The organism is Streptomyces coeruleofuscus, assembly GCF_039532725.1.
Classification (GTDB): Bacteria; Actinomycetota; Actinomycetes; order Streptomycetales; family Streptomycetaceae; genus Streptomyces; species Streptomyces coeruleofuscus.
The window spans coordinates 246,554-267,466 of record NZ_BAAASE010000001.1 but is presented as its reverse complement, the minus strand read 5'-3'; the positions used below and the strand labels follow the sequence as shown (position 1 = coordinate 267,466).

General features: G+C 72.0%; 21 protein-coding genes. 10 read left to right on the top strand and 11 right to left on the bottom strand.

Annotation, left to right across the window (positions count from 1 at the left end):
• Positions 1-27: 27 nt before the first annotated feature.
• Positions 28-582: a DUF488 family protein gene (locus ABFX81_RS01170; RefSeq protein WP_086843391.1), complete on the top strand. Its 555-nt coding sequence runs from the start codon at positions 28-30 to the stop codon at positions 580-582.
• A gap of 5 nt (positions 583-587) precedes the next feature.
• Here the strand turns inward: ABFX81_RS01170 and ABFX81_RS01165 are convergent, their stop codons facing one another.
• The 3 genes from ABFX81_RS01165 to ABFX81_RS01155 form a co-directional block, all read right to left on the bottom strand.
• Positions 588-1,202, bottom strand: a complete 615-nt coding sequence (locus tag ABFX81_RS01165; protein ID WP_086843389.1) for a hypothetical protein — start codon at positions 1,200-1,202, stop codon at positions 588-590.
• Between the two features lie 114 nt (positions 1,203-1,316).
• Positions 1,317-2,045 (bottom strand): class I SAM-dependent methyltransferase, encoded by a 729-nt coding sequence (locus ABFX81_RS01160; protein ID WP_086843387.1) that lies wholly within the window; start codon positions 2,043-2,045, stop codon positions 1,317-1,319.
• 133 nt (positions 2,046-2,178) lie between these two features.
• Complete coding sequence (locus tag ABFX81_RS01155; RefSeq protein WP_086843421.1) at positions 2,179-2,859, bottom strand: response regulator; 681 nt, start codon at positions 2,857-2,859, stop codon at positions 2,179-2,181.
• A gap of 351 nt (positions 2,860-3,210) precedes the next feature.
• On the opposite strand from ABFX81_RS01155, the gene ABFX81_RS01150 reads away from it, so the two are divergent.
• From ABFX81_RS01150 to ABFX81_RS01125, 6 genes are all read left to right on the top strand, one after another.
• Positions 3,211-4,677, top strand: a complete 1,467-nt coding sequence (locus ABFX81_RS01150) for an alanine racemase (protein ID WP_086843385.1) — start codon at positions 3,211-3,213, stop codon at positions 4,675-4,677.
• Positions 4,674-5,993 carry a pyridoxal-phosphate dependent enzyme gene (locus ABFX81_RS01145; protein ID WP_086843383.1) on the top strand — a complete coding sequence of 440 codons (1,320 nt, stop codon included), beginning with the start codon at positions 4,674-4,676 and terminating at the stop codon, positions 5,991-5,993. The genes ABFX81_RS01150 and ABFX81_RS01145 overlap by 4 nt, the downstream gene beginning before the upstream one ends.
• Complete coding sequence (locus ABFX81_RS01140; RefSeq protein ID WP_086843419.1) at positions 5,990-7,195, top strand: aminotransferase class V-fold PLP-dependent enzyme; 1,206 nt, start codon at positions 5,990-5,992, stop codon at positions 7,193-7,195. Before ABFX81_RS01145 ends, ABFX81_RS01140 begins: the two co-directional genes overlap by 4 nt.
• A gap of 90 nt (positions 7,196-7,285) precedes the next feature.
• On the top strand, positions 7,286-8,050 hold the full coding sequence (locus ABFX81_RS01135; protein ID WP_086843381.1) for a methyltransferase domain-containing protein: 765 nt from the start codon (positions 7,286-7,288) through the stop codon (positions 8,048-8,050).
• Positions 8,051-8,197: 147 nt separating this feature from the next.
• Positions 8,198-8,497, top strand: a complete 300-nt coding sequence (locus ABFX81_RS01130) for a hypothetical protein (RefSeq protein ID WP_086843379.1) — start codon at positions 8,198-8,200, stop codon at positions 8,495-8,497.
• 67 nt (positions 8,498-8,564) lie between these two features.
• Entirely contained in the window at positions 8,565-8,876 is a 312-nt protein-coding gene (locus tag ABFX81_RS01125; protein ID WP_086843377.1) for a metalloregulator ArsR/SmtB family transcription factor, read from the top strand.
• Between the two features lie 26 nt (positions 8,877-8,902).
• Here ABFX81_RS01125 and ABFX81_RS01120 read toward each other — a convergent pair whose 3' ends face one another.
• The 4 genes from ABFX81_RS01120 to ABFX81_RS01105 form a co-directional block, all read right to left on the bottom strand.
• Entirely contained in the window at positions 8,903-9,775 is an 873-nt protein-coding gene (locus ABFX81_RS01120) for an LLM class flavin-dependent oxidoreductase (protein WP_086843375.1), read from the bottom strand.
• Positions 9,776-9,936: 161 nt separating this feature from the next.
• Positions 9,937-10,374: a DUF6299 family protein gene (locus ABFX81_RS01115; RefSeq protein ID WP_086843373.1), complete on the bottom strand. Its 438-nt coding sequence runs from the start codon at positions 10,372-10,374 to the stop codon at positions 9,937-9,939.
• Between the two features lie 104 nt (positions 10,375-10,478).
• Positions 10,479-10,877 carry a RidA family protein gene (locus ABFX81_RS01110; RefSeq protein ID WP_086843371.1) on the bottom strand — a complete coding sequence of 133 codons (399 nt, stop codon included), beginning with the start codon at positions 10,875-10,877 and terminating at the stop codon, positions 10,479-10,481.
• Positions 10,874-12,031, bottom strand: a complete 1,158-nt coding sequence (locus ABFX81_RS01105) for an acyl-CoA dehydrogenase family protein (protein ID WP_086843417.1) — start codon at positions 12,029-12,031, stop codon at positions 10,874-10,876. Before ABFX81_RS01105 ends, ABFX81_RS01110 begins: the two co-directional genes overlap by 4 nt.
• Before the next feature lie 128 nt (positions 12,032-12,159).
• Here ABFX81_RS01105 and ABFX81_RS01100 point away from each other — a divergent pair, with 128 nt between their 5' ends.
• Positions 12,160-13,806 (top strand): AMP-binding protein, encoded by a 1,647-nt coding sequence (locus ABFX81_RS01100; protein ID WP_086843369.1) that lies wholly within the window; start codon positions 12,160-12,162, stop codon positions 13,804-13,806.
• 1 nt (position 13,807) lies between these two features.
• A complete protein-coding gene (locus ABFX81_RS01095) occupies positions 13,808-14,635 on the top strand; it encodes a PaaX family transcriptional regulator C-terminal domain-containing protein (RefSeq protein ID WP_086843366.1) in 828 nt (275 codons plus the stop codon).
• Here ABFX81_RS01095 and ABFX81_RS01090 read toward each other — a convergent pair.
• Together ABFX81_RS01090 and ABFX81_RS01085 are read right to left on the bottom strand one after the other, a co-directional pair.
• The gene (locus ABFX81_RS01090) at positions 14,619-16,976 is read right to left on the bottom strand and encodes a bifunctional salicylyl-CoA 5-hydroxylase/oxidoreductase (RefSeq protein ID WP_086843364.1); all 2,358 of its coding nucleotides are present in this window, start codon (positions 16,974-16,976) and stop codon (positions 14,619-14,621) included. The genes ABFX81_RS01095 and ABFX81_RS01090 overlap by 17 nt on opposite strands.
• Positions 16,961-17,788: an enoyl-CoA hydratase family protein gene (locus ABFX81_RS01085; RefSeq protein ID WP_086843362.1), complete on the bottom strand. Its 828-nt coding sequence runs from the start codon at positions 17,786-17,788 to the stop codon at positions 16,961-16,963. The genes ABFX81_RS01090 and ABFX81_RS01085 overlap by 16 nt, the downstream gene beginning before the upstream one ends.
• A gap of 308 nt (positions 17,789-18,096) precedes the next feature.
• Here ABFX81_RS01085 and ABFX81_RS01080 point away from each other — a divergent pair, with 308 nt between their 5' ends.
• Positions 18,097-18,564 carry an ATP-binding protein gene (locus tag ABFX81_RS01080; protein ID WP_086843360.1) on the top strand — a complete coding sequence of 156 codons (468 nt, stop codon included), beginning with the start codon at positions 18,097-18,099 and terminating at the stop codon, positions 18,562-18,564.
• A 6-nt stretch (positions 18,565-18,570) separates the two neighbouring features.
• Here the strand turns inward: ABFX81_RS01080 and argF are convergent, their stop codons facing one another.
• Both argF and ABFX81_RS01070 read right to left on the bottom strand, forming a co-directional pair.
• Positions 18,571-19,578 carry an ornithine carbamoyltransferase gene (gene argF / locus ABFX81_RS01075; RefSeq protein WP_086843357.1) on the bottom strand — a complete coding sequence of 336 codons (1,008 nt, stop codon included), beginning with the start codon at positions 19,576-19,578 and terminating at the stop codon, positions 18,571-18,573.
• A gap of 104 nt (positions 19,579-19,682) precedes the next feature.
• Positions 19,683-20,906 carry an arginine deiminase gene (locus tag ABFX81_RS01070; protein WP_086851574.1) on the bottom strand — a complete coding sequence of 408 codons (1,224 nt, stop codon included), beginning with the start codon at positions 20,904-20,906 and terminating at the stop codon, positions 19,683-19,685.
• Positions 20,907-20,913 lie beyond the last annotated feature (7 nt).

Genomic DNA, 20,913 nt, shown 5'->3' with positions numbered 1-20,913 from the left:
TCCGCGAGAACGGGAAAGTCCGGCGATGTGGACGCGCTTCTGCTGACCTTCGGGCACAGCACCGCCGATCGGGACCGGATCGCCGATCTGCTGGACCACGCCGGCGTCACGGCCGTCGTGGACGTGCGGACCGCTCCCGGCAGCCGCCGCGACCCCGACCTGTCGCGGCGGCGGCTCGCCGAGTGGATGCCGGGCCGCGGCATCGCCTACCGGTGGGAACCCGCCCTCGGCGGGTTCCGCACACCTCCCGTGGACAGCCCGGACACCGTGTGGCGCAACACCTCGTTCCGGGGCTACGCCGCCCACACCCGGTCCCCCGAGTTCGTCACCGCGATGGACCGGGTGCTGCGCGAGGCCTCACACGGCCGCACCGCCGTGATGTGCAGCGAGGCGGTCTGGTGGCGCTGCCACCGCCGGCTGATCGCCGACTTCGCGGTACTCGCCCGCGGCGTACCGGCTCACCACCTCATGCACGACGGGCGCATCAGCGTCCATGCGCCGACGCCCGGCGCCCGACTGCGCGACGACGGGCTCCTCGTGTACGACGGTCACGACGGCGGCACGGGGCCGGGTCGCGGCTGAGCCCGTCAGTACAGCTTGTTGACCGCGGTGACGGTGGTGGCCTTGAAGTCGGACACCTGGGCGTGCTGGAAGTTGCCCATCTGGCCCCACAGGACCACCGTCACGGTCCTGCCGTCGCGGCCGACCGAGAACAGGCCGATGTCGGAGGAACCCCACGCCGAAGCGGTGTGGAGGCCGTAGACATGGGCGCCCTCCTCGACGTTCAGCCGGCCGTAGTTCTTCTGTGTCGCCGTGATGTCGGGGTCCTGCTCCATCAGCTTCTTCGCGCAGCCGGCGATGTCCTTGCGCAGCAGCGCCGCGAAGTCCTTGGCGCGCTGCACGTCGCGCTCCACGACCGTGATCTGCTGGGCGTTGGTGTCGTACTCGGTCCAGTACGAGCGGTGGGAGGCGATGGACGGCAGGGCCTCGCCCACGCACACCGGCAGCGGGTCCGGCTGACCGGCGGTGACCGGACCGGCGTACCAGGGCGAGGTCGGGTGCGGCGGCAGTTCGGCCGGCTCCAGGAACCGGGGCGTGTCGGCAGCCGGTGCGGCGGCGGCCGGGACGGCGACTGCGGCGACACCGGCGGCGGCCGCCAGCGCGGCCACGGTGGTACGGATGCCTCGGGTACGGACCTGCATGTTTCCCCCATGGTCTTCAGTGTGAATGCGCGGGCTTCAGCCCTTGCACCCACTAAGACCCGTCACCCCCCGCATTCGTTGTCCTGCACACCTGCTACGGGTTCGTCCCGAATGTCACCGGCCCGCTACAGGCGTCGGGACGTGGACCGACAGGGCGAAGAAGATCATGGGGTTGTCCGTGCTGTCCTTGACGGAATGCCCCAGGGCGAGGCGCCGCTTGACGTCGTTCAGCCGGTCGTGGATCTCGGGCGCGTGCGCCCGGGACGCCGTGAAGTACCGGTTTCCCCGATCGGTGAGCCAGCGCAGCACCACCGCCCCCTCGGTGAACGGCAGCGCCCGGCGCCCGTGGAACACGTCGTGGACGCACACGGGTATGCCGGGCCGCATGCGCGGCAGCAGGTGCCGGACGTACCAGCGGGCGAAGCGCGCCGAGTGCGCGGCGTCGATGAACAGGAAGTCCGCCGCGTCGGGGACCTTCTCCAGGTTCTCCCGCACGTTCCCCTGCATGAACGTCCAGCGTCCCTCGGCGAGTTGGCCCGGCACCTCGCGCAGGACGTGGTCCACCACGTCGTACGAGTACAGGTGGCCCGTGCCGTTGTCCCGCAGGGCGCGCAGGATCCAGGTGGTGGACCAGCCGTGGAACGTGCCGATCTCCACCACCGTCTCCGGCCGGGCCTCGCGCAGCAGCAGATAGGTGATCTCCGCCTCGATGTCGTCGAGTTGGGCCTTCATCGCGTGGGGCGGTGCGAGCAGCACGCGCTGTTCCTCGCGGACCCGGTCGAGGTCGTCGGCGTAGGTGCGGTAGAGGCGGACGACGTGGTCGATGTCGAGGGGCTGGTGCATGTGGCGCTCCGTGCGTACCGGTCCGTGGTCAGGGCGGGGCGACGGTAGGGCGCGGGAGGCGGGCCGCACGTCACGCCCGGGTGCCAAGTGCGGTGTCGCACCTGGGTATGACCCGCACGCGGGGCCTGTGGACTCAGTCGGCCGATCCGGGCACGACAAGCCCCGACTCGTAGGCGAAGACCACCAGTTGGGCTCGGTCCCTGGCACCCAGCTTGGCGATCAGCCGGGTCATGTGGGTCTTGACCGTCTGCTCGGCCACCACCAGCGTCCCGGCGATCTCCGTGTTGGACAGGCCCCGCGCGACCAGCCCGAGGACCTCCGTCTCCCGGGGCGTGAGGCCGTTCAGCCGCAACCGGGCCTGCCGCCCGGCCCGGGGGCGGCGGCGGGTCATGTCCTCGATGAGGCGGCGCGTGACGGAGGGGGCGAGCAGGGCGTCACCGGCCGCGATGACCCGGACGGCCTGGACGAGTTCGGCGACCGGGGCGTCCTTGAGCAGGAAGCCGCTGGCGCCGGCCTGGAGGGTCTCGTAGACGTAGTCGTCGAGGTCGAAGGTGGTCAGCATCAGCACCTTGGGCCGGTGCGTCACGCCCGGCGGCGGATCGAGCAGCCGCCGGGCCGCTTCGAGGCCGTCCATCTCCGGCATCCGGATGTCCATCAGCACCACGTCGGGGTGGGTGCTGCGGCAGACCTCCACCCCGCGCCGGCCGTCGGGTGCCTCCCCCACGACGTCGATGTCGCTCTGCGCGGACAGCAGTGCGGCGAATCCCGAGCGCACCATGTCCTGGTCGTCGACGACGACCACCCGTACGGCCATGTTCACTTCTCCCGTTCCGGCACGCGAACCCGTGCGGCTCGGCCACCCGTTGCCGGGGACGGCGGACCGCGGCCCACTCTGCGCCGCGGCGCGGGGCCGCCGCCTCGGCCGAACGGCCAGAGACTCCGGCCCGGCCTGCGAAGGCTCGGCCGAACGACGGATGCCGCCGTCCCGCGCCGGGCGCGCGCCTCCCGGCCGGACCGTGATCCGCTTCACACCGGCGCGGGGACGGGCCCAGGCCTTACAGGGCGTAAAGCGACCGAAGAATGGATATGGGCTATACGGCGAAACGCGGGGAGTGTCGGACGTGCCCGGATGCCGGGCGCGTGCGCTACAGGGGAGGGAGCGCGCATGGACGGCCGGCCCTTGTATCTCGAACCCCGACTGGAACCACGGCTCAGGTCGCTCCTGGCGGCGGCCGGGACGCTGCACTCGCTGACCGACGGGCTCGGTTCGCCCCTGCACGTCGTGGTGCCGGACCAGATCGCCGAGAACCTGGAGCGGTTCCGGTCCGTGTACCGGGCACACCACCTGTCCGGCCAGGTCTACTACGCCCACAAGGCGAACCGGTCCAGCGCGCTGCTGCGCCGGCTCGCCGCCACGGACGCGGGCGTGGACGTCGCGTCGCTGGGCGAGTTGCAGCACGCGCTGGGGGCCGGTTTCACCGCCGACCGGATCACGGCCACAGGGCCGAAGAACCCCGAGTTCCTGTGGCTCGCGGCCCGTACGGGCGTCACGGTCGGCGTCGACGGCGTCGCCGAGCTGGACCAGCTCGCCGCACTGGTACGCAAGCACGCGCTCGCCCCGGTGCGGGTGCTGCTGCGCCTGTCGGGGTTCGAGACGTCGGGGGTGAAGGTGCTGAGCCGGCGCAGCCGTTTCGGCACGCCCGTACGGGAGTTGGAGCCCCTGCTGGAGGCGGTCGAGCGGCACGGCGACGCGGTCGAGCCGACGGGGGTGGCCTACCACCTGGACACGACGAGCGTCGCGGAGAAGGCGACCGCCCTCGAAGGCTCCCTGGCGGCCCTGGAGGCGTGCCGGAGCCGGGGACTGCGGCCCCGGGCCGTGGACATCGGGGGCGGGTTCGGCGTCAGTTACCTCGCCGAGCGGGAGCAGTGGGAGGCGTACACGAGCGCGCTCACGGCCGCCGTCCTGGGCCGCCGCCCGCCGCTGACCTGGGGCGGGCACGGCTACGGGCTGCGCAACGAGTCCGGCACCGTGCGCGGCGTGCTCGGCCTCTACCCGGCGCACCGGTCCGTCGCCGGCGCGGCCTATCTGGACGAGCTGCTGGCCCAGCCCGCCGCCTCCCTGGGCGGCCGCCCGCTGGCCGCGCTGCTGCTGGAGCACCTGTACGACCTGCACAGCGAGCCCGGCCGGGCGCTGCTGGACCAGTGCGGTCTGACCCTGGCGAGGGTGCTGGAGGTCCGTTCCCAGGAGGCGGGCGGCGCACTGCTCGTACGGCTGGCCGCGAAGGCGGACGACATCGCCCTGGAGGATCACGGAGTGCTGATGGACCCGGTCGTCATCCCCAGAAGCGGAGCCGGGCCGGGCGGGGGGCCCGTCGCCGTGCACCTCTTCGGCGGCCTGTGCCTGGAGACCGATCTGATCACGCGGCGCACGGTGTTCCTGCCGCGCCGCCCGGTCCCCGGCGACCTGCTGGCCTTCGCCAACACCGCCGGTTACGCCATGGACTTCCACGCCACCCGCGCCCAGCGCCAGCCCGCCGCCCGCAAGGTCGCCGCCTGGCAGGACGGCGACGCCTGGCGCTGGTGCCTGGACGACCAGTTCTGGCCGATCACGCCCTCGGGGGGAGCTCAGTGAGGTACGACAGCATCACCGATGCGATAGGCAACACCCCGCTGGTACGGATCGACCCGGCCGTGCACGGCCTGCGCAACATCGACCTGTTCGCGAAGCTGGAGATGCTCAACCCCTTCGGTTCGGTCAAGGACCGGGCGGCCTGGAGCATGGCGCGCCCGCTGCTGGACGAGGCGGTCGAACACGGCAGCCAGGTCGTGGAGTTGTCCAGCGGCAACACGGCGAAGGCGCTGGCGGTCGTCGCGGGCATGCACGGCCTGGGCTTCAAGAGCGTCACCAACCGAATGCGGGTGCCGGAGATCAAGGACCTTCTGCTGCTGCTCGGCGCGGAGATCGAGGAGCTGCCGGGGCAGAGCGAGTGTCTGGACCCGACCGCGACGGACGACCCGCTGACCCTTTTCCACCGCACGCTGTCCGCTTCCGGCAGTACCTACCTCCACACCGACCAGTACTTCAACCCGCGCAACACCGAGGCGCATCTCACGGGTACCGGCCCGGAGATCGTCAAGGACCTGGACGGCCGGGTGCCGGACTGGTTCGTCGCCTGTGTGGGCACGGCCGGTTCCTCGACGGGCGTGGCCCGCGCGCTGCGGGAGGAGGATCCCTCGGTGCGGGTGGTCGGGCTGGTGGCGGCCAAGTCGGACTTCATCCCCGGGATCCGCACGATCGACGAGGTGCAGGAGGTCGGCCTGTTCGACCCGGAGACGTACGACACGATGGAGTCGGTGAGCTCCGACGAGGCGATCGAGGGGATGCTGACACTGAACCGCCGCTGCGGCATCCTGGGCGGGCCCACGGGAGGCGCCGCCTACCACGGTGCCGTCCGTCATCTGCGCGCTGTGGACGAGGAGTCGACCGAGCGCCGGACCGCGGTGTTCATCGTCTGCGACCGTGTGGAGAGCTATCTGAGCTACGTCCGGCAGCGGCGGCCCGACCTGCTGGGCCGGCCGCCCCGGAAGAACTCGCCGGCCGACCTGACCGACGCCGAGGTCGGCGGGGCGCCGTCGGTCACGGTGGCCGAGGCCCGGCGGTGGATCGACGCCGAGGGACCGCTCGTGGTCGACCTGCGCAGCCCCTTCGCGTACGCGGCGCTGCACATCGACGGTTCGGTCAACATCGTCGACGAGCTGTTCGCCGAACTCCTCCAGGGCGGCCTGCCGTTCAGCCGGAGCCGGCCGGTGCTGCTGGCGTGCCCGGTGGGCGAGCAGTCCGCCCGGTACGCGGCGCTGCTGACCCGGATGGGCCATCCCGACGTGCGCAGTCTGGCCGGCGGCGTCATCGCCTGGCGGGACGCGGGCGCGCCCCTGGTACGGGACTGACCGCCGTGACCGCACCCGCGATCCGCGAGGATCTGCGCCAGTGGCAGCAGGCGCTGCGCGCCCAGTTCCCCATCGTCACCGGCCACCCGGAGCTGGCGTACCTGGACAGCGCGGCGACGGCCCAGAAGCCGCAGGCCGTCCTGGACGCCGTGCAGACGTATCTCACCACCAGCAACGCCAACGCGGCACGCGGCACCTACACGTGGGCCAACCGGACCACCGAGCTGGTCGAGCGCACCCGCGAACGCGTCGCCCGGTTCCTCGGGGATCACCAGCCCGAACGCTCCGCCGTCCACTTCACGAGCGGCACGACCGAGGGGCTGCGCACGATCGCCCGCGACTGGCTGCCGGGGTTCCTGCGCGACGGCGACGAGATCGTCGTACCGGACGCCGACCACCAGGCCAACATCGAGCCGTGGCGGGACGCCCAGCGACTGCTCGCCCGCGAGGGCACGCACATCCGGGTGGTGCCGATGCCGTACCAGAGCGGTTCCGGGGACTACGACCACCGCGCGCTGGCCGAACGGGCCGGCCCGCGCACCCGGTTCGTCGCCACCACCCATGTGCACCATGTCTACGGCGGCGACATGAACGTGCAGCGCATCCGCCGGGCGGTCGGACCGGACGCGGTCATCTGTCTGGACGCGGCGCAGAGCGTCGGGCATCTGCCGGTGTCCGTGGCCGAGTTGGACGTCGACTTCGTCGTCTTCTCCGGGCACAAGGCGCTGGCCCTGCCCGGTACCGGGGCGGTGTGGGCCCGGCAGGAACGCGGCCCGGCGTTCACGCCCGGCGGGTGGAGCGGCACCCCGAACACGGTCGGCATCGCCTCCCTCGAAGCGGCCCTGGACTGGCTGGACGCCGCCGGTGTGGAAAGCGTCGAGCGCTGGACGGTCGCCCTGGCGGCCCGGCTCACCGAGGGACTGCGCCATCTGGACGCCTACGAGATCCTGGGCTGCCCGCTGAGCCTGGCCGCCGACTCGACCGTGCAGCGGCGCCAGGGCATCGTCACCCTGCGGCACCGCGCCATCGACTCGGGCGACCTGGGCTTCATCCTCTTCAGCCACGGTTTCATGGTCCGCTCGGACAACCACTGCCAGGGCGACGCGGGCGAGAGGACCGGTTCGGTCCGGGTGAGTCTGCATGTGTACAACACAGTTGAGGAGATCGACAGGCTGCTGTCCGTCCTCGCTTCACTCCAGTGACTCCCCCAACTAGGCATAATGGGAACCGTTTCCACCTGTAGGCTCGGGCGGGAAAGAGTCAGGTGCGAGACGGCAAGGTGGCGCGACCGGATGGGACTGAGTCTGGCGACGGCGGAGCGGTGGGTGGAGCGCTGGGAGCTCCAGCAGCAGCGGTACGCGGTCGACCGCGAGGAGCGGTTCACGGTGATCGCCGATGTCGTCGAGCACGTCACGGCCGGGCAGGGCTCCCGGCCCCTCGTCGTCGACCTGGGCTGCGGACCCGGCTCCCTGGCCGCCCGGCTGGTCCGGCGGCTGCCGGACGCGGAGATCGTCGCCGTGGACCGGGATCCCGTGCTGCTGGAGCTGGGCCGGACCCACCACCCGGACGCGGCCCGCTACGTCGACGCCGAGATCGGCGCACCCGGCTGGACCTGGGCACTGGACCTGGACCGGCCCCTGGACGCGGCCGTCTCCACGACGGCCCTGCACTACCTCGACCGTGACACCCTGCTGCGCGTCTACCGGCAGCTCGCCGCCCTGCTGCGGCCCGGTGGTGTCCTGGTCAACGGCGATCACCTCCCCCAGGACGACACGGGACCGGCCGGGATCGCCGCCCACGTCGGGCAGTGCCGGGCCGACCGGCAGCGGGTGTTCGCGCACGAGGACTGGGGCTCCTGGTGGGCCGCCGTCGCCGACGACCCCGAGCTGACGGACCTGCTCGCCGAGCGCCGCCGCCGCGAGGCACCTCCCGGCACCGGCCGCCCCGCGGAGCTCCCCCTTTCCGCCCATCTGGAGCTGCTGCGGCAGGCCGGCTTCGCCACGGCGGGCCCGGTCTGGCAGTACGGCGAGAGTTGCGTGGTCGTCGCGGTTCGCTGACCCGGCGTCGCCCCTGCGCCGCCCCCAACTGGCGGGCGGCGCACTGCACCCGGACAATACATGCAGGAATCGCTATATGTTAATGTCGCCATCACAGCCCGGCCGAAGCGCCACGGGCAGCACCAGCACACGCAAGGAGCCACCCCCATGACCACCGCCCAGCACATCACGCACGAGAACCACGCGCACACCCACGGCGACGACTGCGGCCACGCCTCTTTCACGCACGGCGACCACACCGACTACGCCCACGACGGCCACATCCACCGGATGCACGACGGCCACGTCGACGAGTGCGCGAACGGCGGTCACGCGGTGCACCAGAACCACGACCACCAGCACGGTGACGACTGCGGCCATCTGGCCGTGCGGCACGACGACCACACCGACTACGTGCACGACGGCCACCGTCACGCCGCGCACGAGGGACACTGGGACGATCACTGACGAGCCCCGCCAGGAGGCGACCGTCCCGGGCAAACTGGAAATCGTTGTCATATGCTAATGTGTGCATATGACAACGACGCCCCCTCCCTCGACGGACGACCCGGACCAGACTTTGCAGGCGGCCAGCGAGCTGCTGCGCGCGCTGGCCTCGCCCGTACGGCTGGGCATCGTGCGGGAGCTGTCCGTTGGCGGGAAGTACGTCCATGAGCTGGTGACGGCTCTGGGGGTGAGCCAGCCGCTGGTCTCCCAGCATCTGCGGGTGCTGCGGACCTCCCGGATCGTCACCGCCCGGCGTCAGGCCCGCGAGACGCGGTACACCCTCACCGACGACCACGTGGCGCACATCGTGCTGGACGCCATCCGGCACGCGCAGGAGTAGCGCACCGGGTGCCGCTCCTCGCGGGGTTACGGGACGAGGGCTCGGACGTCCTCGGCCACGAAGCGGACGAAGCCCTCGGGGTCCGGCTCGTCGCCGGTGGGTTCGAGGACGACGGTGTCGGCACCGGCGGCGACCAGACGCTGAACGGCCTCCGCCACCGCGGCGGCGTCGCCGGCGACTCCCAGGCCGGGGATCGTGTCGGTGCCGGAGGCGGTGCGCTCGGCCCGGAGGCGGGCGGCGGCGTCCGGCCCGGTGGCGGTGAGGAGATAGACGACCACCCGGTGGGAGCCGGTGCGACCGGCCGCCGCGCGACCCTCGTCGATGAGCCGGCGGGCCTCTCGCACGCCGTCCGGCGGGATGGCCTCACTGAGCAGCGTGCCGTCGGCGGCCTCGCCGGACAGGCGCAGCGAGCGGGGGCCGGTGACGCCGGCGAGCACCTCGGGAGCGGTGTGCGGGGGCCAGTCGAGGCCGACGCCGTCCAGTTTCACGTACCGCCCGTCAGTGGTGACCCGCTCGCCGCGCAGCAGCGCCCGGAGCGCGTCGAGGTACTCGCGCAGCAGCGTGACCGGCGACTCGGCCCGCGCTCCGACCTGCCCCATCCAGTCCTGCACGCCGTGCCCGACGGTCAGCGTGAAGCGCCCCGGGAAGAGCCGGTCCAGGGTGGCGGTCTCCATCGCGGTGAGGGCGACGTTCCGCAAGGGCACGGGCAGCAGTCCGATGCCGACCCGCAGCCGTTCGGTCCAGGCGAGCGCGGCGGACGCGGTGGCGACCCCGCCCTCCAGGAAGCAGTCCTCCCAGAACCACAGCTCCTCCAGCCCCGCCGCCTCGGCGGTGCGGGCTGTGTCACGCAGCTTCTCAGGGGGCAGCTGTGGCCGGAAAACAGCACCAAGAGTCGTCATGGGTCCTTACCTACCCTTGATGCTCCGGGATGAACAACTGCTCTATGCTGCTTGGCTCTTGACGCCGTGAGACGCCTTGCCGACGGCAGCGCACGTCACCGCCCCGAACCGGTGAGCGCCCCGCGAACCCGGGCCGCTCACCGGTCCGCTCAGCGTGGTGCTCAGCCCTTGGCCAGGGTGATGGCCTGCTCCTGCACCGCGTGGAAGTGGGGCAGCGCCAGGACGCCGGAGGTGCGCAGCTCCATCAGGGTGGCCTCGACGTGGGCCGCGCCGGGCACGAGGGCGCCGGACATGGGGCGACCCTTGTTCACCCAGCGGTGCTTCGCGCCGTCGCACACGGCCCGGGTGCCGCCGATGCCGTAGCTGGTGGTGGAGTCGCCCTGGCTCACGGAGGAGCTGACGAAGACCGGGCCGCCGGAGCTCTGGCAGCGGTAGGTGCCGGAGAGGGTGACGGTGCCGTCGGCGGCGATCTTGCCCACCTTGTCGACCGTCACGGCCTCGTGCGGGGTGGGTGCCGCGGTGGCGGGCGCAGCGGCGGTGCCGGTGAGCAGGAGCAGCGCGGCACCGGCCGCCGCGCCGAGAAGGGGACGTAGACGCATGGGGGAACCTCCCGATAGGAGTGGAATGGCGACCTCCACTCGTACCGGGCCTCCGGCCCGACACCGGTGACCCTCACCCCTTCGGTGGCGAGTCCGCCCCGCCCCTACGGCAGCACCGCGAAGCCGTCCAGTTCCACCAACGCCTCCTCGTCCCACAGCCGGACGACCTCGACGACCGCCATGGCCGGGTAGTCGCGGCCCGCCAGTTTCCGCCAGAGGCGGCCCAGTTCGGGGGCGTGCGCGCGGTACGCGGCGACGTCCGTGGCGTAGACGGTGACGCGGGCCAGGTCGGAGGGCGTGCCGCCGGCCGCCGTGAGGGCGGCCAGCAGGTTGGTGAGGGCCCTCTCGAACTGTTCCGGCAGGGTCGCCCCGGCCACCTTGCCGTCGCCGTCGAGGGCGGTCTGCCCCGCCAGGAACACCACCCTGGACCCGGAGGCCACGACGGCGTGCGAGAAGCCGGCAGGCGGGGCGAGGCCGGGCGGGTTGACGCGTTCGGTGGTCACCGGGCCTCCTGGTGGGCTGCGTACAACTCCCTGGCGATGATGCCGCGTTGGACCTCGCTGGCCCCTTCGTAGATGCGTGGGGCGCGCACCTCCCGGTAGAGGTGTTCGAGCAGGTGACCGCGTTGCAGCGCGCGGGCGCCGTGCAGCTGGACGGCCGTGTCGACGACGTACTGCGCGGTCTCGGTGGCGAGCAGTTTCGCCATGGCGGCGCGCCGGGGCACGTCCGGGGCGCCCTCGTCGTACGCCGTCGCCGCCGCGTAGACCATCAGCCGGGCCGCCTCCGTGCGCAGGGCCATCTCGGCGACCTGGTGGGAGACGGCCTGAAGGTCCCTCAGCTTGCCGCCGAAGGCGTCCCGGCCGGCGGTGTGCGCGAGGGTCGCGTCGAGCGCCGCCCGGGCCATGCCGACCGCGAAGGCGCCGACACTGGGGCGGAACAGGTTGAGCGTCCCCATGGCGACCCGGAACCCCCGGTCCACCTCCCCGAGCACGTCGTCGGCCGTCACCGGCACGGCGTCGAAGTCGAGCGCGCCGATGGGATGCGGGGAGAGCATGTCGAGCCCGGCACCGGTCAGCCCCGGCCGGTCGGCCGGCACGAGAAAGGCCGTGACGCCGCGCGCCCCTGCCCCCGGGGTGGTCCGGGCGAAGACGGTGTAGAAATCGGCCTCGGGAGCGTTGGAGATCCAGCACTTCTCACCGGTGAGACGCCAGCGGGTGGGGCCACCTCCGGACGCCACCCCCAGGGGGCCGTCCCGCTCCGCCCGCAACCCCAGAGCCGCCGCGTCCGACCCCGCTCCCGGCTCACTCAGCGCGAACGCCGCCACCGCGCTGCCGTCGGCCACCCGGGGGAGCCAGCGGGCGCGTTGGGCCTCCGTTCCGTGGGCGTGGACCGGGTGGGCGCCGAGACCCTGGAGGGCGAGGGCCGTTTCGGCTTCCGTGCAGGCGTAGGCCAGGGACTCGCGCATCAGGCACAGGTCGAGCGCGCCGGAGGTGAAGAGCCGGCCGAGCAGGCCGAGGCTGCCGAGTTCGGCGAGCAGGGCACGATTCACCCGGCCCGGTTCGCCCTTGTCGGCCAGCGGGCGGAGCCGCTCGGCGGCGAGGGCGCGCAGCTCGGCACACCAGGCGAGTTGTGCCGGTTCGAGCGAGAATGCGGTCATCGCCGGTCCCTTCTCCGCCACCCCTGCCTCCGGGCCGGGCCACTCCGAGGCTATCGCGGACCGTTGACTGTCGTCACCAACACGATACGCTCCAGAGGCGAGCCCACCACGCCAAGGGGGCGAATCGTATGAATCCACGGGGTACGGCCCACGTCGACACCTTCGCCCGTGACCATCTGCCACCCCCGGACCAATGGCCCGAGCTCCGATTCGACCTGCCGGAGCTGCGCTACCCCGAACGGCTCAACTGCGCCGCCGCACTGCTCCACGGCCCGCCCGGCGACCGCCCTGCGTTCCTCACCCCGACCGGAGAGACGTGGACGTACGCCGATCTGCGCGCCCGCGTCGACCGCGTCGCGCACCTGCTCACCGGCGAACTCGGCGTCGTCCCCGGCAACCGGGTGCTGCTGCGCGGCCCCACCACACCGTGGCTCGCGGCCTGCTGGCTGGCCGTGCTGAAGGCGGGGGCCGTCGCGGTCACCGTGCTCGCCCAGCAGCGCCCGCACGAGCTGAGCACGATGTGCGAGATCGCCCGCGTCCGGCACGCGCTGTGCGACATCCGGGCGGTCGACGACCTCGCCAAGGCCGAGATCCCCGACCTGCGGATCACCACCTACGGCGGCGACGCCCCGGACGACCTCCTCAACCGGCCGGCGCCCGGCACTCCGTACGAGGCCGTCGACACGGCGGCCGACGACGTGGCGCTGATCGCCTTCACCTCCGGCACCACCGGCCGCCCCAAGGGCTGCATGCACGTGCACCGGGACGTCCTGGCCATCGCCGACACCTTCTCCCGGCACGTCCTGAAGCCCGAAGCGGACGACGTGTTCACGGGCAGTCCCCCGCTCGGATTCACGTTCGGACTCGGCGGGCTGGTCGTCTTCCCGCTGCGGGCCGGGGCGAGCGCACTCCTGCTGGAGCAGGCGGGTCCCCGGCAACTGCTGCCGGCCATCGCCCGCCACCGGGTGTCCGTGCTGTTCACGGCCCCGACGGCATACCGCGCGATGCTCGACGAGCTCGACGGACACGACGTCTCGTCCCTGCGCCGCTGCGTCTCGGCCGGCGAGAACCTGCCGGCATCCACCTGGCAGGCCTGGCACGACCGCACCGGCCTGCGCGTCATCAACGGCATCGGCGCGACCGAGTTGCTGCACATCTTCATCTCCGCGGCCGACGAGCGGATCCGGCCCGGCACGACGGGCGTTCCCGTGCCGGGCTGGCACGCACGCGTACAGGACGAGCACGGCGAGCCGGTGCCCGACGGGGAGCCGGGGCTGCTCGCGGTGCGCGGACCGGTCGGCTGCCGCTACCTCGCCGACCCGCGGCAGCGTGAGTACGTACGCGGCGGCTGGAACGTCACCGGCGACACCTACGTCCGCGAGGCCGACGGCTACTTCCGGTACGTCGCCCGCGCCGACGACATGATCATCTCGGCCGGGTACAACATCGCCGGGCCCGAGGTCGAGGACGCGCTGCTGCGGCACCCGGATGTGGTGGAGGCGGCGGTCGTGGGACGGCCCGACGAGGACCGCGGGCAGGTCGTGGTGGCCTTCGCCGTCCTCAAGGAGGGCGCGGAACGGGACGCCGGGGCGCTGCGCGCCTTCGTGAAGAGCGAGCTGGCGCCGTACAAGTGCCCGCGCGAGATCGTCTTCCTGGACGCGCTGCCGCGCACGGCCACCGGCAAGCTCCAGCGGTTCAGGCTGCGCGCGGGCGGGCTCCCGGACGGCCGCACCGAAGACGACCGGGAACGACCGGGAGTGACCCGAACGACCTAAGATGATCAACGTGTCCGACCAGCATGCACCACGGTCTCTCATCGTCACGCTCTACGGCGCGTACGGCCGCTTCGCGACGGGTCCCGTGCCCGTCGCCGAACTGATCCGGCTGCTCGCGGCGGTCGGGGTCGACGCCCCGTCCGTACGCTCCTCGGTGTCGCGGCTCAAGAGACGCGGACTGCTCGTGCCCGCCCGCACCGCCCAGGGCGCGGCCGGATACGAACTGTCTCCGGACGCCCGCCAGTTGCTCGACGACGGCGACCGGCGCATCTACGCCACGGCCCCTCCCGAGGACGAGGGGTGGGTGCTCGCCGTGTTCTCCGTGCCGGAGTCGGAGCGGCAGAAGCGGCACGTGCTGCGCTCCCGGCTGGCCGGTCTCGGTTTCGGCACGGCCGCACCGGGCGTGTGGATCGCGCCCGCGCGGCTGTACGAAGAGACCCGGCACACCCTCCAGCGGCTGCGGCTCGACGCGTACGTCGACTTCTTCCGCGGCGACCACCTCGGCTTCGCCCCGACCGCGGAGGCCGTCGCCCGCTGGTGGGACCTGGCCGCCATCGCCAAGGAGCACGAGGCGTTCCTCGACCGCCACGCGCGCGTGCTGCACGCCTGGGAGAAACGCGAGGACACCCCGCCGGAGGAGGCCTACCGCGACTACCTCCTCGCCCTGGACTCCTGGCGCCACCTCCCCTACACCGACCCCGGCCTGCCGTCCGAACTGCTCCCGGAGGACTGGCCGGGCACCCGCTCGTCGGCGGTGTTCCAGGGGCTGCACGAGCGGCTGCGGGACGCGGGCGCCGAGTTCGTGGGGCTGCTCAGCTCCCCAGAGTGAGGCGCGGCTTCGGCGCGTCCGTGCGGCCCGTCTGCGGGCGGCGGCCGCCCGCGCGGTAGGGGGCCGGCCAGACGGCGCCGGGGCCCGTGTAGCCCTGTTCGGCCGCCGCGTGCAGCGTCCAGTGCGGGTCGTAGAGGTGAGGGCGGGCCAGGGCGCACAGGTCCGTACGGCCCGCCAGGATCAGGGAGTTGACGTCGTCCCAGGAGGAGATCGCGCCGACAGCGATCACCGGGATGCCGGTGGCGTTGCGGATCCGGTCCGCGAACGGAGTCTGGTACGACCTCCCGAACTCGGGCCGCTCGTCCGCCACGACCTGCCCCGTCGACACGTCGATCGCGTCGGCGCCGTGCGCGGCGAAGGCCCGGGCGATCTCGACGGCGTCCTCGGCCGTGGTCCCGCCCTCGGCCCAGTCGGTTGCGGAGATCCGTACGGTCATGGGCCGCTCCCCCGGCCAGACGTTCCGTACGGCGTCGAACACCTCCAGCGGGAAGCGGAGCCGCTTCTCCAGTGAGCCACCGTAGGCGTCGGTGCGGCGGTTGGTCAGCGGGGAGAGGAAGCCGGAGAGCAGATAGCCGTGGGCGCAGTGCAGTTCGAGCAGGTCGAATCCGGCCCGGGCGGCACGGCAGGCGGCGGCCGCGAACTGCTCCCGTATGTCGGTGAGTTGCGCGCGCGACAGCTCGCGCGGGGTCTGGCTGAACGGCTTGTACGGCAACGCGGACGCGGCCACGAGCGGCCAGTTGTCCTCCTCCAGCGGCTCGTCCATGCCCTCCCACATCAGCTTCGTGGAGCCCTTGCGGCCGCTGTGGCCGAGCTGCACGCCGATCGCGGTGCCGGGCGCCCGGTCGTGCACGAAGTTTGTGATCCGCTTCCAGGCCTCGGCCTGCCGGCCGGTGTAGAGGCCGGCGCAGCCGGGCGTGATCCGGCCCTCCTCGCTGACGCACACCATCTCGGTCATCACCAGCCCGGCCCCGCCCATGGCCCGCGCGCCCAGATGGACGAGATGGAAGTCGCCGGGGACGCCGTCGGCGGCCGAGTACATGTCCATGGGTGAGACGACGACCCGGTTGCGCAGGGTCAGACCGCGCAGCCGGAACGGGGTGAACATCGGGGGTGTGCCGGGCGGGCAGCCGAAGTCGCGCTCCACCGCCTCGGTGAAGCGGGCGTCGCGCAGCCGCAGGTTGTCGTGGGTGACGCGGCGGCTGCGGGTGAGCAGGTTGAAGGCGAACTGGCGGGGCGGCTGGTCCAGGTACAGGGCGAGGTTCTCGAACCACTCCAGGCTGGCCCGGGCCGCGCGCTGCGTCGAGGCGACGACGGGCCGCCGCTCCGCCTCGTACGCGGTCAGGGCCTCCTCCAGGGTGTCCTGTTCCTCCAGGCAGGCGGCCAGGGCCAGGGCGTCCTCGACGGCGAGCTTGGTGCCGGAGCCGATGGAGAAGTGGGCGGTGTGGGCGGCGTCGCCGAGGAGCACGACGTTGCCGTGCGACCAGCGGTCGTTGACGACCGTGCGGAAGGTCGTCCAGGTGGAGTTGTTCGACGTCAGGGGGCGGCCGCGGAGTGCCTCCGCGAAGATCTTGGCGCAGCGTTCGACCGACTCGGCTTCGCCGAGCTCGTCGAAACCGGCCGCGTGCCAGACCTCTTCGCGCATCTCGATGATCACGGTGGAGGCGTCCGGCGCGTAGGGGTAGCCGTGGAGCTGCATCACGCCGTGCTCGGTCTCGGCGATCTCGAAGCGGAAGGAGTCGAAGGGGAAGTCGGCGGCGAGCCAGATGTAGCGGCAGCGGTGGGTCGTGACGTGAGGGCGGAAGACGTCCGCGTGGGCCTCGCGTGTGGTGCTGTGGATGCCGTCCGCCGCGATGACCAGGTCGTGGGTTTGCGGGAGTTCTTCCGGGGCCTCGGTGTGGAAGCGGAGGTCGACGCCGAGTTCGCGGCATCGGGTGTGGAGGATCTCCAGGAGGCGTTTTCTGCCGAGTGCGGCGAATCCGTGGCCGCCCGAGGTGTGCCGTACTCCTCGGTGGACGATGTCGATGTCGTCCCAGCGGATGAAGTGTCTCTGGAGGGCCTCGTAGACGTGGGGGTCCGCGTGTTCTATGCCGCCGAGGGTTTCGTCGGAGAGGACCACGCCGAAGCCGAAGGTGTCGTCGGGGGCGTTGCGTTCCCAGACGGTGATGTCGCGGGTGGGGTCGAGGCGTTTGAGGAGGGCGGCGGCGTAGAGGCCGCCGGGGCCTCCGCCGATGATGGCCACGCGTAGGGGGTGGCTCTTGTCGGTGGGCGGCTGCGGGCGCGTTGTGGCTTGTCGCGCAGTTCCCCGCGCCCCTGAGGTACCTGAACTCACCGTCCGCTCCATTTCGGGGGGCGCTTCTCCGTGAACGCCGCGTGGAACTCTGCGTAGTCCTCGCCTGTCATCAGGAGGGCCTGCGTCGAGGCGTCGAGTTCCACCGAGGCTGCCAGGGGCATGTCCAGTTCTGCCGTGAGGAGGGCCTTGGTCTGGGCGTATGCCAGGGCCGGGCCCTGTGCCAGGCGGTGGGCCAGTTGGTGTGCTGTCTCGTCGGCCCGGCCCTCCTCCGTCAGTTCGCTGATCAGCCCGATGCGCTCGGCCTCGGGGGCGCGGACCGGGTCGCCCAGCATCAGGAGGCGGGTGGCGTGGCCGAGGCCCACGACCCGGGGCAGGAGGTAGGCCGCGCCCATGTCGCCGCCGGAGAGGCCGACCCGGGTAAAGAGGAAGGCGAAGCGGGCCGTGGGGTCGGCGACGCGGAAGTCGGCGGCCAGGGCGAGGACCGCTCCGGCACCGGCCGCCACGCCCTGGACCGCCGCGATCACGGGGAAGGGGCACTCCCGGACGGCGCGGACCACCTGGCCGGTCATCCGGTTGAAGTCGAGGAGCTGGGCGGTGTCCATGCCGAGGGTGGCGCCGATGATCTCGTCGACGTCGCCGCCGGAGCAGAAGCCGCGGCCCTCGCCGGCCAGCACCAGGGCCCGTACGGACCGCTCCCGGGACAGCTCCGCGAGCAGGTCGCGCAGGTCGGCGTAGGCACCGAAAGTGAGCGCGTTGAGCTTCTCGGGGCGGGCCAGGGTGACGGTGGCGACGCCGTCGGCCACGTCGACGCGCAGGTGCTCCCAGCTCGGGGTGCGGGCGGCGGAGCCGGTGAAGGGACTCATGACGTGCGGCCTCCTCGGGCGGGCACTGCCTCACTGAGCTCTACCCCACGAAGTTATCACCCATTCGTGACTGTCGTCATGAGTGCGCGATAGGCCGTCCGGGTAGGACTTCCCGGGGAGCCGGGTGTGAACCGGGCCGGTCACATCCGTCACAGATCGTCCACACCGGCGTAACGGCGGGAGCAGCTGTGCGCGGCACGGCGTTCACCTGGGTAAGCCGTGCGGCAAGGGGGCCGCAGGTCCCCCGGCAGTGCCCCTCGGACGCCACGGAAGAGTGGCGCCGTACCATTCATAAGGTTGAAAGCAGGATGTCCTGCTCCATGAACGGACCCGCCTTGTACGAACTCCCCTCAGCCCCCGCCTCCTGGCGCATCGCACTGCCGCACACCGCCGCGGCGGTGCCCGTGGCCCGTGCCCTGGTCCGTACGGCGCTGACCGAGTTGGAGCACGGGGCGGACCGCGACACGGCGGAGCTGCTCACGGCGGAGCTGGTGGCGAACGCCGTGGAGCACACCTCCGGCGAGACGCCGATAGAGCTGGTGGTGGAGCTGATGCCGTCGGGCTGCCAGGTCGAGGTGCACGACACCGACCCGCAGCCGCCCGGCGACCTGACCTGTCCGTCCGGCGGGATGCCCGACCCCTGGCAGGAGCACGGGCGCGGCCTGCTGCTGATCCGCACCCTGAGCTCGTCGTGCGGTCACCGGCCGACCGAGTCCGGCAAGGCCGTGTGGTTCCGGCTGCCCGTGGTGCCGGCCCAGCGGCGCCCGTCGGCCTGACACGGTTCAGCCGAGGGTCGCGACCAGCACCGCCTTGATCGTGTGCAGACGGTTCTCCGCCTCGTCGAAGACGACGGAGTGCGCCGACTCGAAGACCTCGTCCGACACCTCCAGGTACTCCAGGCCGTGGGCGGCGTGGATCTCCTGGCCGACCTTGGTGCCCAGGTCGTGGAAGGCGGGCAGGCAGTGCAGGAACTTCACATCCGGGTTGCCGGTGGCGCGCAGGACGTCCATGGTCACCGCGTACGGGGCGAGGGCGGCGATGCGCTCGGCCCAGACCTCCTTCGGCTCGCCCATGGAGACCCAGACGTCCGTGGCGACGAAGTCGGCGCCCCGGACGCCCTCGTCCAGGGTCTCGGTGAGGGTGATGCGGGCGCCGCTGGTTTCCGCGAGGGCGCGGGCCCGGTCGACGACCTCCTCGGCCGGCCAGTAGTCCTTCGGGGCGACGAGACGTACGTCCATGCCGAGCAGGGCGCCGGTGACGAGGTAGGAGTTGCCCATGTTGAAGCGGGCGTCGCCGAGGTAGGCGAAGGTCATCCCGGCCGGCGGCTTGGCGCAGTGCTCGGTCATGGTGAGCACGTCGGCGAGCATCTGCGTGGGGTGCCAGTCGTCGGTGAGCCCGTTGTAGACGGGCACACCGGCGTGCGCCGCCAGCTCCTCCACCTTCTCCTGGCTGTCGCCCCGGTACTCGATCCCGTCGTACATCCGGCCCAGCACCCGCGCGGTGTCCCGCACCGACTCCTTGTGGCCGATCTGCGAGCCGGAGGGGTCGAGGTACGTCGTCGAGGCGCCCTGGTCGGCGGCCGCGACCTCGAAGGCGCAGCGGGTGCGGGTGGAGGTCTTCTCGAAGATCAGCGCGATATTCCGGCCCCGCAGGTACTGCGTCTCGGTACCGGCCTTCTTGGCGGCCTTCAGCTCGGCGGCCAGCTCGACCAGACCGCGGAACTCCTCCTCGGTGAAGTCCAGCTCCTTGAGGAAGTGGCGGCCGGCGAGGGCGGTCGGGACTGTCGCCATGGGGCGCTCCAGGGATACGACGGTACGGGGGGGGACGGGCAGGGACTCAGGACTCCTGAAATACTATACGAAGCTCAGCATGTCTATACGTCGACGTCGGGTGCCTACACGGGCTCCCGTTCGACCGGGCAGCTCATGCACCGCGGCCCGCCCCTCCCCCGCCCGAGTTCGCTGCCCGGGATCTCTATCACTTCGATGCCCTGTTTGCGCAGGTGGGTGTTGGTGGTGGCGTTCCGCTCGTAGGCGACCACGACGCCGGGTTCGACGGCCAGGACGTTGCAGCCGTCGTCCCACTGCTCGCGTTCGGCCGCGTGCACGTCCTGGGTGGCGGTCAGCACCCGGATCTCGTTCAGGCCGAGCGCGGCGGCGATCGCGCGGTGCATGTGCTCCGGCGGATGGTCGGTGACCTTGAGTTCCTTCTCGCCGACGCCCGGTTCGATGGTGTACGAGCGGAGCATGCCGAGCCCCGCGTACTGGGTGAAGGTGTCGCCGTCGACCATCGTCATCACGGTGTCGAGGTGCATGAAGGCCCGCCGCTTGGGCATGTCGAGGGCCACGATCGTCTCGGCGGAACCGGCGGCGAACAGCTTGTGCGCGAGCATCTCGACGGCCTGGGGCGTGGTGCGCTCGCTCATGCCGATGAGCACCGCCCCGTTGCCGATGACCAGGACGTCCCCGCCCTCGATGGTGGACGGGTAGTCGGCCTGCCCCTCGGACCAGAGGTGGAAGTTCTCGTCGCGGAACAGCGGGTGGTGCCGGTAGATCGCCTCGAAGTGCACCGTCTCGCGCTGCCGGGCGGGCCAGCGCATCGCGTTGATGGAGACGCCGTCGTAGATCCACGCGGAGGTGTCGCGGGTGAAGAGGTGGTTGGGCAGCGGGTCCAGCAGGAAGTCGTCCAGTTCCATGACGTGGAAGCGCACGGAGGTCGGCTCCGGGTGCACGTCGAGGAACTCGCGCTTGGTCATACCGCCGACCAGGAGCTCGGCCAGCTCCGCCGCGGGCAGGTTCTCGAAGGCGGCTCTCAGATGGTCGGTGGCCAGCGGGCCGTACTCCTTCTCGTCGAAGACCCGGTCCAGGACGAGGGCCCGGGCCGCCGGGACCTGAAGGGCCTCGGCCAGCAGGTCACCGAAGAGGTGGACGGTGACGCCCCGGTCGCGCAGCACGTCGGCGAACCCGTCGTGCTCGGCGCGGGCCCTGCGCACCCACAGCACGTCGTCGAAGAGCAGCGAGGTCTTGTTGCTGGGGGTGAGCCTTTTGAGCTCGAGATCGGGCCGGTGCAGGATGACGCGGCGCAGCCGCCCGGCCTCGGAGTGGACGTGGTAAGCCATGCCTCCA